Genomic DNA, 16245 nt, shown 5'->3' with positions numbered 1-16245 from the left:
CTTAAAAAAAATTCATTCCATTGCGACCAACTTGTGAATGGGACTCATGCTGAACTCATACTCCATATCGCCATAATGAATGCGATAAGGCTCCAAAGGAAGCAGTCCCCAGCTGTTCGTTCCGCCCAAACCTGCCTGACGATAATCAATGCAAACGTTGGTATAGGGCGATTTTTTCACCTGATAACTGTGGCGCTGATGCTTCTCAAGTCCCTCATCAAGGTCGTCAATAGCATAGTGAAGCGCCGACATTCCAAACGATGTTGCGTGGGGAATGAAGCGCAAGCCGACGCCATTGGCATTGGTTTGATCCCACCATTGCACATCTTGTTTGCTGCCAGTTTCCTGTGGTCGGATGTAAGGATAGAACTGGTTGTCGGCCGTTTGATTGTAAATACCGATGCGTTCTGACTGCTTTCGGTCGCTATAATTCTCAATAGGACCGCGCCCGAAATACTGAATGTTGCCCATTTCATAAGGCATTTGCAGCACCATACCAAAGCGAAGCATGTCGCTTACCTTGGCTGTTGGGTCGGTCTTCATCGCCATGTTGACGACGATTGTGCCGTCCTTTTGCAAACGATAGGTGAGCGAAAGTTTAGCTTTCACTGCCGGCATATCGTAGGAAGCCATCACAATGGCACCTTCCTTTGTGTCCTTTCCTTTCACAATGCCCGGCGTAATGCTTTCCAATTTCAATTCGGGATGATGCCAAGCGGCCATCTTCTGGGGTGCGCCAAAGCCCATATCGTTGTCGGTTACAGCGCGCCAGAAGTTGGGTTTCAGCGCACCTTGCTCGCCAATGAAATTCGTTCCATCAACAACATACTGCGTCATCCAACCCGTTTGTGCATCGAAGGCCACGCGGACATTGCCTCCTTGCAACACAATTTGGCTTGGCGTGCGCTGCAATTTATACTTGATGCCCTCAGCATTGGTCAGCGTTGACGGCGTGTAGTGATGCGGAAGTTCAAATTGTTGATGCGCCATCGAAAGGCCTTTTTCTAACAAAGGCTCGGCCGTTTTGAGCTGATAATCGACATTCAGATAGGCAAAATGGTCGCGTTGTGCATCGATAGGCAACTGAATTTCAGCGGTTTGTTGTGGCTGAACATCCAACGTTTCAACACTTCCGGTAGCCATTTGCTCGCCCTTCTCGTTCAAAGTGGCCCACACTAAACGGTAGTTACTGAGGTCACGGAAGAAATATTCGTTCTTAATTTGCAGCTTTCCATGCGCCAAGTCTACGGGCGTTGTCCATATATTTTGGTGCTGATAGGCCACTTCATACGCATGAGGATTGTATTGACGATCGGGACCTATGATGCCATTGCAGTTGAAATTGTTATCCGAAGGGTCATAGTTGTTGTAATCACCACCATAACAATATTCCTCTTGCTGACCTGTTCCGGGCATCAACGAAGCTGCCTTTTGCTCATAATCAGCCAGTGTTCGCTCGGCTTTAAACTGCGGATGCTTGTGCAATCCTTGGTCAACAAAGTCCCAAATGAAGCCCCCTTGGTAGATGGGATATTTACGAACAAGCTGCCAATATTCGGCAAAGTTGCCACTCGAGTTGCCCATGGTGTGGTTGTATTCGCACGGAATCAACGGCATGTCACTCTTGGGATCTTTTGCATATTGCTCACACTTTTCCACCGGATAGTACATCGGACACATGATATCTGTGGCCTTTCCGCCCCCCCAAAGTGCCTGCTCATACTGCACAGGACGTGATGGATCGAACTGCTTTATCCACTGATAAGCCTTCACAAAGTGGTCGCAATTCTTGCTTTCATTGCCCAAACTCCAAATAATGATGCTGGGATGATTGAAGTGCATGCGCACATTGTGCTGGTTTCTTTGCATGATGGGCAGCGCAAACAACGGATTTAACAGCTTCGAATCAGGACCATACTGGAAGCCATGGCTTTCTTGATTGGCCTCGGAAACAACATACAATCCGTATTCATCGCACAGCTCATACCACCGCGGATCATCGGGATAATGGCACGTTCTAACGGCATTGATGTTGAGCTTCTTCATGATTTTAATGTCCTGAATCATGCGCTCGAGGGTCACAACATAGCCACCATCGGGATCCATCTCGTGCCGGTTGGCACCTTTGATGAGCACAGGTTGGCCATTAACCAGCAGCTGTCGGTCTTTGATTTCCACCTTACGGAACCCTATTTTCTGCGTGATAACCTCCTTCACCTGCCGCTTTTGGTCTTTCACCGTTGCCACAAGCGTATATAAATAAGGTATCTCTGCCGTCCATTTCTTCACGTTACGCAACACAAAATGTGCATTTCCCTGCGTGCGTTTGTTAAAGTTCGACTCGCTTTTCACCAAGCGTATGCCCTCAGCATTGAGCAATTCAAAGTCGATAATGGGATTACCTTTCACGGTCATTGCCACCACAGCGTCGCCATCTTGATAGTTGTTAATGAGGTCGGGCGTGATGCGAATGTCTTCAACATGCACGTTTTTGTCGCGCGAATAGAGATAACACTCGCGCGCAACACCACTCAATCGCCAGAAATCTTGGTCCTCACTATAGGTGCCATCACACCATCTAAAGGTTTGAAAGGCAATGAGATTTTCTCCGGGTTTGAGGTATTTTGTAAGGTCAAATTCGGCCGCTACCTTGCTATCTTCGGTGTAACCGACAAACGAACCATTCACCCACAGATACATATTCGAGGTGACTGAGCCGAAATGGGCTATCACTTGGCGCCCGTTCCAATCAGAAGGTAGTGTAAAAGTGCGGCGATAACTGCCCACATGATTATTCACTTCGGGCACCTCGGGCGGATTATCTTTGAAATGACCTCGCCATGGAAAGCCCACATTCAGATAGACAGGCTCGCCATAACCATTCAACTCCCAGCAACCGGGAACCATCATATTGCCCCAAGCGGCATCGTTAAAGGTGGGCGAAAAGAAATTGGTGGGACGCTGATTGGCATCTTTCACCCAATTAAATTTCCATTTTCCTTCCAACGAAAGATAATTAGCCGACTGTTGCTTTTGGTTCTGTAACGCCTTTTGTTCCGACTCAAAAGCAAAGAAATGTGTATGTGGCGTGAAACGATTAATGTCATTCACCTTCAAATCATGCCACTCGGTGAACGTGGGTTGCTGCGCGAAAGCGGTTGAAACCGACGCACTGCCCAACAGGATTGCAAATAGATACTTCTGCATGCACAAATAGATTTAATGCAAATGATAATAGGTTAGAACGGGACAAAGATAGGCAAAAAAGACCCATGTCCCAATAATAATTTGTGAAATAAACAAAAAAGGTAACGGGGGAATGAACCACCTTGCTGCATGGGTGAGCCGTTTGTGATGTCACTTGCAACACAAAAAAAGGGCTTTCGATGCTCCTTTGCCCATCAGCACTGCGGCAGAAATGCCACAAAGCTCATCACAGCAAGCATCAAAAGCCCCCTGAAAACCAATATTCTTTTATTTCAGTTTTGTATAACCATAGCGAGCTGTGCAACCCAATTCTTCTTCAATGCGAATCAATTGGTTGTATTTCGCCATACGGTCAGTGCGGCTCATCGAACCGGTCTTAATCTGTCCAGAGTTGGTTGCAACGGCAATGTCGGCGATAGTGGTATCTTCTGTTTCGCCCGAGCGGTGAGAAGTTACCGTAGTATAGCCGTGACGGTGTGCCATTTCGATAGCTTCGAGGGTCTCGGTGAGCGAACCAATCTGATTTACCTTAATCAAAATAGCGTTACCGGCACCCATCTTGATACCCTTTTCGAGGAACTTCACGTTGGTAACAAACAGGTCATCGCCCACCAACTGGCAGCGATCGCCAATCTTTGCAGTGAGTTTCACCCAGTTTTCCCAGTCGTTTTCGTCCAAACCATCCTCAATAGAATCGATAGGATATTTGGTAATCAACTGCTCCAAGTAAGCAATCTGCTCGTCGGCAGTGAGCTTCTTTCCGTGGGGATCCTTAGGCATACCGTTCTTCAACTGACGATAGTCGTAGAACCATTGACCATTCTCTTGCACTGCAAATTCAGAAGCTGCGCAGTCCATAGCAATCTTAACGTCCTTGCCGGGCTCGTAACCTGCGTCCTTAATCGACTTGATGATAGAATCCAAAGCATCTTCAATGCCATCAAATTTAGGCGCAAAACCACCTTCATCACCTACAGCTGTCGACAAACCGCGTGCTTTAAGGTTCTTTGCCAAAGCGTGGAACACCTCAGCACCCATGCGGATAGCTTCCTTCTCTGATGATGCTCCAACGGGACGAATCATAAACTCTTGGAAAGCAATCGGTGCATCACTGTGGGCACCACCATTGATAATGTTCATCATTGGAACAGGCAATACATAGGTATTAGCACCGCCAATGTAGCGATACAAGGGGATATTCAAAGCCTTTGCAGCCGTTTGTGCCACAGCCAAGCTAACACCAAGGATGGCATTTGCACCGAGTTTGCTCTTGGTTGGCGTGCCATCCAATGCCAACATCTGGTAGTCGATGGCGCGTTGTTCCAACACACATTTGCCTTTCAATGCAGGAGCAATGATGTTGTTTACATTCTCAACAGCTTTCAAAACGCCCTTGCCGCCGAAACGATTCTTGTCGCCATCGCGCAATTCCAAGGCCTCGTTCTCACCGGTAGACGCACCAGAAGGAACGCTTGCACGACCCATTACACCATTTTCCAAGGTCACTTCTACCTCAACAGTAGGGTTGCCTCTTGAATCAAGAATCTCTCTTGCATGAACTTTTTCAATTTTCATAAATCTATTTTTATTAATGTTCAACATTTAATGCCACAAAGATAACAATTTTTTGGTGGATAAACAACACTTCTATTTAATGCTTTGCACATTTTTTTGTAAGTTTAAACCTACGCCCCGTTCCATCGCCTTATTTTTCTTCTCCGCACCCTTCAGAAAGTCCCTTGCCATGGGCTTTCTACCCATTTGGCAGCCATGCCCCATCATTTTGCGCCACTTTGCCCGGCAATGTGATGCACTTTACCGCGTAAAACAGCACATTTTACGCCACAATAGCATAGCAATTAGTGGGCCGAAGCGACTTTCCACGTGCGCATTGGCCATCACCTGCCGCCTTGTTGTCCGCCGAAAGCCTGTTCAAAAGGATTGCCGTTCTGTGGCCCCCCCTATCCTCACGGGCGCGAAAGCGAAGTGCCGAACCGCCGAAAATCCCATCACAGAAGGGAAATTGCGACAAAGAAAAACAGGTGTTTTGCGACTTTATCTTCCTTTCCTGACATCAAACAAAAAGAAAAAACCGCCAAAATGATGCTTATTTCCAAGATTTATCTTACCTTTGCTGTCACAACCTCGAATTAATATGTAATGAGAAAAATCGTTCTTCTCCTCGTCATGGGCTTCTGTTGCGGTGCAATGTGGGCCGCAAACGGCAACGATGTGCGCACGGGAGCCGACCAAACGGCACGCTATCTGCCCCTGCTCAAAGGCAAAAAGGTGATGCTCTTTGCCAACCACACGAGCTGCGTTGGCCAGCAACATCTGTTGGATGTGCTGCTCGGACACGGCATTAAGGTCGTCGGGGTGTTAGCCCCCGAACACGGATTTCGCGGCACTGCCGATGCCGGTGAGCATGTAAACGACGGCGTAGACGCGCAAACGGGCATCAAAATCTATTCGCTTTACAAGGGAACGAGCGGCAAGCCCGACCCTAAGGTGATGAAAAAAGCCGACATTTTGGTGATTGATATTCAAGATGTGGGCTTGCGATTTTACACCTATTATATAGCGATGCTGCGGCTGATGCAGGTGTGTGCCGACACGGGCACGCCCGTATTGCTGCTCGATCGCCCCAATCCCAACGGGTTTTATGTGGATGGTCCGGTGTTAGAGGCATCGCATTTCTCGGGTGTTGGTGCACTGCCTATCCCCGTGGTACATGGCCTTACGCTCGGCGAATTGGCGCGTATGATCAACGGTGAAGGCTGGTTGGGCGGCAAAAAACAGTGCAAGCTCACCGTCATCCCTTGCGAAAACTATACCCATGCCACGCGCTATCGCCTGCCGATTGCCCCCTCTCCCAACCTACCCAATATGCAATCCGTCTACCTTTACCCCGCCATTTGCCTCTTCGAAGGCACGTGTGTGAGCTTAGGTCGCGGCACTTCGCTGCCCTTTCAGCAATATGGCCATCCGCAAATGGTGGGCTATAGTCACAGTTTCACGCCCCGAAGTGTGTCGGGAGCCAAGCATCCGCCGTTGGAAAACGAGCGTTGTTGGGGCATAGACCTCAGCCAACTGCCCGAAGACAGCGTGCAGAAAGCGGGCTTCGACCTATCGTATGTCATCAACGCTTATCGCAATTTAAACCGCGGAGACGCCTTCTTTACCTCATTTTTTGAGAAGCTTGTGGGCGTCGATTACGTGCGCATCATGATTGAAGAGGGGTGCAGTGCGGCCGAAATCAAGGCGATGTGGCACGACGATGTCGAACGCTTTAAGCAACAACGCCGCCCCTATCTGCTCTATCCCAATTCGTAAATACAACAAAAAATCATGACACCTATACTGATCTTAACAACTGTTTTTCTCTACTTCGCCTTTCTTTTGTACATTTCTTTCCGTGCAAAAAGGAATGCAACCAACGCTGCTTTCTTCTCAGGCAATCGGCAATCGCGCTGGTATGTGGTGGCCTTTGCCATGATAGGTGCCAGCATTTCGGGCGTCACCTTTGTGTCGGTGCCGGGCATGGTGGCGCAAAGTGGCTTCGGTTATCTGCAACTGATGTTGGGTTTTATCGTGGGACAGTGCATCATCGCCTATGTGCTTGTGCCGCTGTTCTATCGCATTGGGCTCACTTCGGTTTACGAATACCTGCAAAACCGCTTTGGTAAAACGTCCTATGTCACAGGCGCTTGGTTCTTCTTCCTATCCAAAATGCTCGGTGCAGCGGTGCGTTTGTTCTTGGTTTGTGCCACCCTTCAGCTCCTGGCTTTCGGACCTTTGGGCATCCCTTTCGCCTGCAATGTGGCGGTATCGGTGTTCTTTGTGTGGCTCTATACGCACGAAGGCGGTGTGAAATCGGTGCTTTGGGCCGACACCATGAAGACTTGTTGTCTGATAGCAGCTGTGGTTTTGTGTATTTTTTTCATTGCAAATAGTATGGACTTAAGTTTTTCTGCCCTACTAAAAAATATTACATCGAGCCCCATGAGCCATGCCTTTCACTTCGAAGATGTGAACGACAAACAATATTTCTGGAAGCAATTCTTAGCCGGCATCTTCACGATGATTGCCACAACGGGCTTGGATCAGGACATGATGCAGCGCAATTTGAGTTGCAAAAACAGTAGGGAGTCGCAAAAAAACATGCTGCTGAGCATTGTGTTGCAGCTGATTGTGGTGAGTGCTTTCCTGATGTTGGGCGTGCTACTCTATCAGTTTGCTTCGGCCAAAGGCATCGAAGCCACAGGCGACAAGCTCTTTCCTGCGGTGGCAACGGGTGGCTATCTGCCCCTCGTGGTGGGCTTTTTGTTCATCATTGGCTTGGTGGCTTCGGCCTATAATGCGGCAGGATCGGCCTTAACCGCCCTCACAACCTCGTTCACTTTAGACGTGTTGGGCCGCAAAAGCGACGACGAACAACAGACCACCCGCACGCGAAAAGGGGTGCATATCGGTATGGCTGTCACGATGATGGTAGTGATTTTGGTGTTCAATGTGTTCAACAACACCAGCGTTGTCGACGCGGTCTACACCTTAGCCAGCTACACCTACGGCCCCATTCTCGGCCTCTTTGCCTTCGGCTTGCTCACCCATCGTGCCGTCAACGACCGCTATATTCCGCTTGTAGCCATTGCTTCGCCGCTGCTTTGCTACTTCATTGACTGCCATTCGGAGCAGTGGTTCAACGGCTATCGCTTCAGCTATGAGCTGTTGTTGATGAATGCTTTGTTCACCTTCATCGGCCTTTGTCTGCTCATTAAAAAAGGAACGCGCGCATGAAACATTTTTATTTACATTCTTTACGCTGTGCCTTCGTCCTCGCAGGGCTGTTGTTTGGCTTCGCCATGTCGGCACAAAACATTGAGAAAACCACCCCCGAAGCAGTGGGATTGGATGCCCATCGGCTGCAACACGCAGATGCTTGCATTGACAAAGCCATCAGAGAAGGTCGCACGCCCGGTGCCGTTTTGGCCGTCGTGCGCCATGGAAAGATAGGCTATCTCAAGGCATACGGTCGGCGACAGACACTGCCTTCGCCCCTACCGATGACCGAAAACACCATCTTTGACATGGCTTCGTGCACCAAATCGATGGCTACAACGATGGCTGTCATGCAACTGTTGGAGCAAGGAAAGCTGCGCCTAAACGACCCTGTGCAGCTGTATTTGCCCCATTTTCAAAACTGGAAAGAGGGGCAAGCTGATAGCGTTGCCATCCGCATCGTGCACCTTTTGACCCACACTTCGGGCCTGCCGGCCTACGCACCGGTGGCCGATTTGCAAAAGAAGGGGCGCTTCCCGGATGCCGAACGACAAATGAATTATATCGAAACATGCCGCAGAAACGAGAAACCAGCGTGCGACATGCAGTATAGTTGCCTGAATTTCATCACATTACAACATATCGTTGAGCAGATAACGGGACAGTCTTTGCGCGACTATTGCGCCGAGCATGTGTTCCAACCCCTGCACATGCGCCACACGGATTTCATTCCTTGTGCGCCCAACAAACAGGGTTTTTGGGTGGAAACCGACAAACCTCGCTGGATGAAACGGGGCGAAAAGGCTGACAACACACCCCTCGCTCCCACCGAAAAGCAACCCAACGGTCAGATACTCTGCGGCATTGTGCACGACCCTTTGGCACGGGTGATGAACGGAGGCATATCGGGTAATGCGGGTTTGTTTAGCAATGCCGAAGACATTGCGGTGCTCTGTGCCATGTTGTTGAATGGGGGTTCGTGGCAAGGGCGGCAGATATTAAGCCCTTTAACGGTTGAAAAAATGCAACAAATTCCTGCTGGTTTCGAGGCTTTCGGCCGCTGTTTAGGTTGGGACAAGTCGTCACCTTATGCCTCGAACAAAGGCGATTTACTGAGCGATGCCGCCTTCGGTCACACGGGATATACGGGCACTTCGATTGTGATTGACCCCAAAAACGACCTCGCCATCATCCTTCTTACCAACGCAGTCCACCCCATTGACAAAACCAACGTGGTGCGTTTGCGTGCTGAAGTGGCCAATGCCGTGGCAGGAAGCGTTACCCAATAAGCCACATCGCCCCAACCTTTTCGACAAGAAGAAAGCGAGAAGGTGGCGGGAAGTAACGACATATAGCTTGTAAGGAAAGAAGAACTGTATCAGGAAAACAAAAGAAAAAGGTTGGCTTTGCGATGCAAGGGCCAACCTTTTGTGTGGGGATTATGGGGCAGAGACTGTGGAAATAGTCCCTGACAACGCCATCTTTCGCAGGCCATCTCAGGCACCTCTTACACCCACCCGTGCCCCCTTTTGTAACCGGCTCAATCGCTTTTTAGCGTCACCTCGGCCGTTGTTTGAAGCAATCTCTACCACTTTTCATGGCAATCTCCACCATTTTTCGCGGTAATCTCCACTGCTTTTTAGCGCTATCTCTATCATTTTCCAAAGGCACCTTAATGACTTGTTGCAGAGGGCACGGCTATTTTCTGCGGCAACCTCAACGGCCTTTTGGCGAAACGAGCCATACATGATCAAAAAATGCACGTTCCATCTGTGTGGAACGTGCATTTTATAGCAATGAAATATCCTTACTTCTTCTTTTCGATATTCACCAGTTCGACGGTGAAGATGAGTGTAGAATAGGGCTTAATCTGACCCGCTTGTCGCGCACCATAAGCCAATTCTTGTGGAATGCACACCTCCCATTTGCTGCCAACGGGCATCATCGTGAGCGCTTGTGTCCATCCTTTAATCACTTCATCGCAACGGAACGTGTTGGTTTGCGGGTCGCGTCGGTAGCTGCTATCAAAGACAGTACCGTCGATTAAGCGGCCTTCGTATTTCACAACCACACGGTCTGAGTCCTTAGGCACAGCGCCTTTGCCTTCGACAAGCACCTTATATTGCAAGCCCGAAGGAAGCGTTTTGAAGCCTTCTTTCTTGGCATTGTTGGCCAACCATGCTTCGTTCTCCTTCTTATAGGCCTCGTTTTTGCGGGCAATGGCTTGGTCACGATGCTGCATAAAGCTCTGTGCTGCCTTGCGAGGTGTGAAGAGCAACGTGTCGTTGTGCAACGCATCGACAAATCCTTTGATGAAAGTGGCCCGCTGAATCGAATCGTTTGTGCCCTCAAGTCCTTGGCGCATGTTGGGCAAAATGCGGCTGTTCACCATCTCGGCAATCTGCATTCCGGCCGCATAAGCCTTGAAAGCCGCGTCGTTAACATGCTGTTGTGCCTCGTTGAAACCACGCAGAAAATCGGCCATTCCGGTGCTGTCTACGCCAAATTGCTGCTGCAAATAGGGCAAAAGACCCTCGGTAGCGGTCATTCCTGCCACATAACTTAGGGTGTCATTGGGCGTTAAAAGCTGCACAGCCTCTTTCTGTTCAACCACCCCTTTCTTCTTCTTTCCCTCCTTTGCCTGTAGGGTTGCAAAGGAAACGCTCGCCAAAAAGACGAGCGTCAGCATGAATATTTTTTTCATTATTGCTGTTTATTTTCCATTCACTTTCACCAATTCAATCTTAAAGATGAGGGCAGAGAAAGGCTTAATCTGACCTTGTTCGCGCTCACCATAAGCCAGTTGCTGAGGAATATACACTTCCCATACCGAGCCGGCAGGCATGTGTACGAGAGCTTCTGTCCATCCTTTAATCACCTGATTGGCCTTCAAAGTGATGGGTTCCTTGCGTGCATAACTGCTATCGAACACCTTTCCGTCGATGGTTTTACCCTCATAGTTCACCACAACCGTAGAAGTATCCTTAGGCATTGCGCCGCTACCCTCTTTGATGACCTTATATTGTACGCCCGAAGGAAGTGTCTTTACACCAGCTTTCTTGGCGTTAGCAGCCAACCATTTCTCGCCGGCTGTCTTGTTAGCGCCATATTGTTGCATCATATTCTTGCTCTTAATGGCCATCATTTTAGCCTGAGCCAAGGTTTGAGCCTGCTCGATTGTCATCTTCACAGCACCCGTCTTGCCCGTTGTTCCGGCAATGAAACCAGCCATAAAGTTCTTCAAAGAGATGCTCTTTGTAGAGTCTTGACCATAGACTTCGGTATTGATTCCCTTAATCATTTGGTTAGAAATCTGCTGACCTATCTGTATACCAGCATAATAAGCGGCACGCTTCTTGTCGTCACCTGCATTAGCACCATCGTTCAAACCTTTGATAAAATCGTCCATATAGGTGGTGTCGATTTGCATTCTCTCAACTAAGAAGTTTTTCAAACCTTGTGTTTGAGCCATTCCCATTGCGTAACTCATGGAGTCAACATCACTCTTTAAGTCGGCTTTAGGAGTTGAATTTCCGCACGAAGCGAATGTTAAAGCCATGCCAAACATGGCAGCTGCGAAAGCAATTTTTTTCATTTTGATGATTATTTTTATTTTACTGCTACTAATTCTACATCGAAAATCAAGGCGGCATAAGGCGGAATCGAGGCACCGGCGCCACGCTCTCCGTAGGCCAACTGATAGGGAATGAAGAAACGATACTTTGCTCCTTCACGCATGAGTTGCAGCCCTTCGGTCCAACCTGCAATCACTTGATTGAGTGGGAACGTGGCCGTTTGCCCACGATCGTAGGACGAATCGAACTTTGTTCCATCGATTAACGTGCCTTCATAATGGCATTCCACCTGATCGGTAGCCTTGGGTTGTTTGCCATTTCCGTCGCGAAGCACCTGGTATTGCAAGCCCGAAGCGGTGGTTTTCACCCCCTCTTTCTTTGCATTCTCGGCCAAGAACTGCTCGCCTTCGGCCTTTGCTGCCTTGCCTTTCTCGGCATTTGCAGCCTGTTGCAGGGCCTCTTGTTCGGCAAAAAACTGCTGCACCATCTGCTGTGCTTCAGCCTCTTTCATCTTCAACTCGCCGCCAGTCATCACATCTTTGATGGCTTGTGCGAAGTCATCTATGTTGAGCCCCTCGGCATTCATTTGCAATAATTGGTGCCCAATGCCTAAACCCAGGGCGTAACTTAATTGATCCATCTGCGTAATATCGCTTTGCTGATTAATGTTTTACATTTAAATTTCAGCTGCAAAGATAGCAGAATAAAACAGAATTCAAAAGAAACAACACCTTAATTTTATTAAAAAAGGCACACCTTCCGCGTTTTTTCGTTATATTTGTGGTCAGCTTGTTGGAACCCACCTGACTGCTGTTCTACGGCGAAGCAAAACAAAACAACATTCAAATGATGAAACATCTTGTGTTTTTAACGGGTGCAGGCATGTCGGTTGAGAGTGGTTTTAAGACCTTTCGCGGCAGTGATGGTCTGTGGGAGAACTATCCTGTGGAGCAGATTGCCACCCATGAAGGGTGGGAACGCGACCCCGAATTGGTGACGAATTTCTACAACATGCTGCGCAAAAAGCTATGGACGGCCACGCCCAACGAGGGACATCGCCTCATTGCATCGCTGCAAAACGACTACGAAGTGACGGTCATCACGCAGAATGTAGACAATCTTCACGAGCGGGCGGGCAGCAAAAAGGTGATTCATCTGCATGGCGAATTGGCGAAAGTGTGCTCGAGTCGCGCCCCCTACGCCGCCCAATGTATTGAGGAACTGACCCCCGAAAACAGCGATGTGGTGCCGGGTTCGCGTGCCAAGGACGGCAGTTTGCTGCGCCCCTTCATCGTGTTTTTCGGCGAAAGCGTGCCGATGATTGAGCCGGCCATTGCCGAAACGCAGCGTGCCGACCTCTTCATTGTCATCGGAACGAGCCTCAATGTCTACCCGGCAGCAGGTCTTTTGCACTATTGTTCGCCCCAAACGCCCATCGTGCTCATCGATCCTAACCCTGTAAACACGGCTCACGACCGACCCATCACCACGCTAAAGATGGGCGCAAGCGAAGGCATGCGCACCCTGATAGCGCAGCATCTGACACAGCTGTTGGCTTAGTTTCTGAGGCCTTTCACGCCCACCAAGAACGCTTTTGCCGAGCCAAAGCGCAGGAAAAGGTCCAATCGCACGGGCACATGGTTGGCATCATCGGTGACATAGAAGTCGACAATGCGCTTGTATTTGCCGTCCTGCAACTCTAAATACGACAGCCGTAAACAGTTATATTTCACGTCGTTGTCGCCCGTCACCGTGGTTTTTCCTTCGAAACGCAGTTGTGCCGGCTTGCGATCATCGCCGTCAACGATGGGGAAATTCACGACATATCCCGCTTTCCAGTTGGCTGGATTGAACGAACGTGCCCGCAAAAAGATGCTCAACATATCGTAGACGCAGTCGTCATAGCTGTGCTTTGTCCACGAATTAGTGCCGTCGTTGTGCAACATGTGTTGCTGCACATTGCATTTTCCGCTGCCATACGTGTAAAACACCTCGTCCACTGTGTAACGTTTTCCCTCGCGTGCGCCCTTGCGAAAATACAGGGGTTCGAGGTCGAGCGAGTTGTAACAGAGCAACGTGTCGCGCAACACAAACACATTGTCGACGCGATTACTGCCGCGTGTTATCAAGCTGGCGCGATAGGCATCCTTACCTTTATAACGGCTTTGCACAATCGACATGCTGGCCGTTCCCGCCTTGACCCACACAAATTTCCAGTTGTAATAGAGGTTGTAGGACAGGAACTCGCCCGATTTAAAGGCGGTGTTGCGAAACTTGCAGGGTGAGTCGCCCGCGTCATGCGTGGCTGAAGATGCTGCCGTGTGCAGCATAAAACTTGACAATGTGATGGTCATGAGACCCAAACCAACCCCCAGCAGCCACGCTGCATAGCGGGGTTTGCGAGGCGATTTATTTTTTCCTTTTTGTGTTGTCATATCCTTTTATGTTTAATCTTTTTCTTCAATTTTTCTTCGTTTCTCTTTTGTGCCGACCTAAAAGCCATGCTTTTGCGACGTAAAGACGCACGGATTGTGCGCCAAAATGGTGCAGATTGTCACCCCATTCGCATGCTTTTACTTCGGCTGAAGCATGTCCTGCGCACCACAACCGGCAGCTTTGGACGCCGGGACTGCCGCCAGAAGACGCAGCCGCCCACCCACTTAGGGTTTATATTCAATGCCCAAACTGCGGGCGCGCTCGGCATTTCGATGCTGAATGGTCTTCTGCTTGTCGGCCTTCTGCTGCGTGATGGCGGCGGGTTTCTGCTCATAAAGCGGCACGGCCGTGGGGTTCCACGTCTCGTTCACATCCCATTTCGCCTTGCATTCTATCTTCCCCGGATAATAATACACGACCTCGGGCTGCCGCTGAGTGGCGTAATCGCCCGTGTCCCACACGCCATTATGGTTGTCATCGACAAACAAACGCAGGTAATAGGTGTCGGGGACGACATAGAAAAACTCCGCGCGACCGTCGGCAGCCCGTGCCGTTTTCACCACCTTGTCGCTCTTGTCGAGCAGCGAAACCACGCAATCTTTGCCCTCCATGCCGGCGAGCGTGATGAACAGCGTGCTGTATTCGTCGAGGGTTTTCACCTTAAATCCCTGCTTAAACTTTTTCGAAATGGCACCGTAGATGTCGGCAAACGCCAAACTATCGGTCTCGAAACTATACTCCTGTCCGGGCTTCCACTCGCCCAACAGCTCATAGTCGGTGCCATATTTCAGCGAGTCGGGGCGCACCAACTGCCCCAAAGCGTTGCGCCGTGCAACGGGCTTCAGTTCATAACGCGCCCGATACCACAGCGTGTCGACCTTGGTATAGAGGTGCACCTTGCTCGTGTCGATGGTGGCCAACGGCGTGTTGAAATGCAGCAACACGTTTTTATCGGGGGCGAAATCGCTCGAGATGTCGGCCTGCATCGTCACCATTTCGGGCGGATAGGCCGTCTCATAGGGTTCGTCGCGCTTTTTCTTTTTCTCCTGTTGTTTTTGCCATTGCTCAAAAGCCTTTTGCTTTTGCTTCATCCGTTGCGCATAGGTCACTTTCGACAGCACCTCCAATGTGTCGGTATGTGCCACGAGTTGGCCGAGCGAGTCGGTGCGCATGTAGGTCAATTCCATGCGCAACGTGTCTTGATTTACCAAGGCCGTGTCGCGCAACCAATAGTCGATGGTGTCGTTTTTGGCGTGGGCAATGGGGATGAAGGCGTTGTGGGCGTTGAAATTCAGCCCCTTGATGGTGGGCAAATGCTTGTCGCCATAGCTGAAATTCACCGTGAAATGGTTGGCCTCTTTGCGGTTGACGCTGAGCAGATAGCGATTGGTCTGCACCTCTTGAAAGGCCGCAAGCGCGATGTCATCGGGCAGGAAATGGGTGTAGCCCACGCGCTTGATGTCGGCAATGTGGAGCGAATCGCGCCACACGGTGTCCTGTCTGACGTCGGCTTTATAGGCGGTTTGAAGCGTATCGTGGTTGAAAGCAATCTTCTCACTCTTTTGGTTGAACTGATAGTTGCCATCCATATCCTGCAAGGCATAGATGCGATAGGTGCCCGATTTCACGCCTTTGATGACGAAATGGCCGCGGCTGTCGGTGCGACTCACGCGCAACATGGGCAGCGTTTGAAAGGCCGAGTCGGATAGATTGGCATACAGCCCCACCAAAATGCCCTTCACCGGCTCGAGGTTTTCGGCCGCCACGACATAGCCCGACACCTGCATTGTATCGATGGTTTCGCCGGTAGAGAAACTGTAAGTGTAGTTGCCTAAGGGGTTTCCCTCGTTGTTATCGCTGATGGCATCGCTGAAATCAATGGTGTAGGTGGTGTTGCGTTGGAGCGAGTCCAACAGCTTCACTTCAATAGTTTTACCCGTGGCTTTGATTTCGGGCATCTGTAATTGGGGTGGCGAAACAATCACTTTCTCGGTGGCATTGTCGATTTTGACAAACTCGTTGAAGTTGATTCTGATTTTACGCTGCTTCACATTGGTGCCCTGATCAGCCGGTTCTGCACCCACAACGTGCGGCGGTGTCTCGTCATACCAGCCGCCATCGGGGTTGCCCGTGCGTGCACATGCAGCCAAACAAGCCACAAGCAGCACTGCAAAGAGCGCTGTGAGAGAGCGCCACGGCTTGCGATATGTCGAACAATTATTGGCTTTTTTCATACCTTACGTTATAG

The 16245-nt window shown here is 49.8% G+C and carries 11 protein-coding genes; 4 read left to right on the top strand and 7 right to left on the bottom strand.

Annotated elements, in window-relative coordinates; genetic code table 11:
* Positions 1-12 precede the first annotated feature (12 nt).
* Positions 13-3207, bottom strand: a complete 3195-nt coding sequence (locus HMPREF9431_RS10455; protein WP_004381258.1) for a glycoside hydrolase family 2 TIM barrel-domain containing protein — start codon at positions 3205-3207, stop codon at positions 13-15.
* A gap of 267 nt (positions 3208-3474) precedes the next feature.
* Positions 3475-4782 (bottom strand): phosphopyruvate hydratase, encoded by a 1308-nt coding sequence (eno, locus tag HMPREF9431_RS10450; protein ID WP_004381257.1) that lies wholly within the window; start codon positions 4780-4782, stop codon positions 3475-3477.
* A gap of 585 nt (positions 4783-5367) precedes the next feature.
* Here eno and HMPREF9431_RS10445 point away from each other — a divergent pair.
* The 3 genes from HMPREF9431_RS10445 to HMPREF9431_RS10435 are packed head-to-tail and all read left to right on the top strand — an operon-like array spanning position 5368 to position 9275.
* Positions 5368-6540, top strand: coding sequence for an exo-beta-N-acetylmuramidase NamZ family protein (locus tag HMPREF9431_RS10445; protein ID WP_004381255.1), 1173 nt, complete (start codon positions 5368-5370; stop codon positions 6538-6540).
* Between the two features lie 15 nt (positions 6541-6555).
* The gene (locus HMPREF9431_RS10440) at positions 6556-8004 is read left to right on the top strand and encodes a sodium:solute symporter (RefSeq protein ID WP_004381254.1); all 1449 of its coding nucleotides are present in this window, start codon (positions 6556-6558) and stop codon (positions 8002-8004) included.
* Positions 8001-9275 (top strand): serine hydrolase domain-containing protein, encoded by a 1275-nt coding sequence (locus HMPREF9431_RS10435; RefSeq protein WP_004381253.1) that lies wholly within the window; start codon positions 8001-8003, stop codon positions 9273-9275. Before HMPREF9431_RS10440 ends, HMPREF9431_RS10435 begins: the two co-directional genes overlap by 4 nt.
* 518 nt (positions 9276-9793) lie before the next feature.
* On the opposite strand, the gene HMPREF9431_RS10430 is transcribed toward HMPREF9431_RS10435, so the two are convergent.
* Genes HMPREF9431_RS10430 through HMPREF9431_RS10420 form a run of 3 tightly spaced genes read right to left on the bottom strand, consistent with a single transcriptional unit; the run spans position 9794 to position 12201 of the window.
* On the bottom strand, positions 9794-10690 hold the full coding sequence (locus HMPREF9431_RS10430) for an FKBP-type peptidyl-prolyl cis-trans isomerase (RefSeq protein WP_025069855.1): 897 nt from the start codon (positions 10688-10690) through the stop codon (positions 9794-9796).
* A gap of 9 nt (positions 10691-10699) precedes the next feature.
* Positions 10700-11581 carry an FKBP-type peptidyl-prolyl cis-trans isomerase gene (locus tag HMPREF9431_RS10425; RefSeq protein ID WP_004381251.1) on the bottom strand — a complete coding sequence of 294 codons (882 nt, stop codon included), beginning with the start codon at positions 11579-11581 and terminating at the stop codon, positions 10700-10702.
* A gap of 14 nt (positions 11582-11595) precedes the next feature.
* Positions 11596-12201, bottom strand: a complete 606-nt coding sequence (locus HMPREF9431_RS10420; protein ID WP_004381250.1) for an FKBP-type peptidyl-prolyl cis-trans isomerase — start codon at positions 12199-12201, stop codon at positions 11596-11598.
* Between the two features lie 209 nt (positions 12202-12410).
* On the opposite strand from HMPREF9431_RS10420, the gene HMPREF9431_RS10415 reads away from it, so the two are divergent.
* Complete coding sequence (locus tag HMPREF9431_RS10415) at positions 12411-13121, top strand: SIR2 family NAD-dependent protein deacylase (protein WP_004381249.1); 711 nt, start codon at positions 12411-12413, stop codon at positions 13119-13121.
* Here HMPREF9431_RS10415 and HMPREF9431_RS10410 read toward each other — a convergent pair.
* Both HMPREF9431_RS10410 and HMPREF9431_RS10405 read right to left on the bottom strand, forming a co-directional pair.
* On the bottom strand, positions 13118-13891 hold the full coding sequence (locus HMPREF9431_RS10410) for a DUF3108 domain-containing protein (RefSeq protein WP_196794604.1): 774 nt from the start codon (positions 13889-13891) through the stop codon (positions 13118-13120). The two genes, HMPREF9431_RS10415 and HMPREF9431_RS10410, sit on opposite strands and share 4 nt — an antisense overlap.
* Positions 13892-14221: 330 nt before the next feature.
* Positions 14222-16231, bottom strand: a complete 2010-nt coding sequence (locus HMPREF9431_RS10405; RefSeq protein WP_004381247.1) for an Ig-like domain-containing protein — start codon at positions 16229-16231, stop codon at positions 14222-14224.
* Positions 16232-16245 lie beyond the last annotated feature (14 nt).

Origin of the sequence: Segatella oulorum F0390, from assembly GCF_000224615.1 — a bacterium.
Lineage (GTDB): Bacteria > Bacteroidota > Bacteroidia > Bacteroidales > Bacteroidaceae > Prevotella > Prevotella oulorum.
This window is presented reverse-complemented; position numbering and strand designations above follow the sequence as displayed.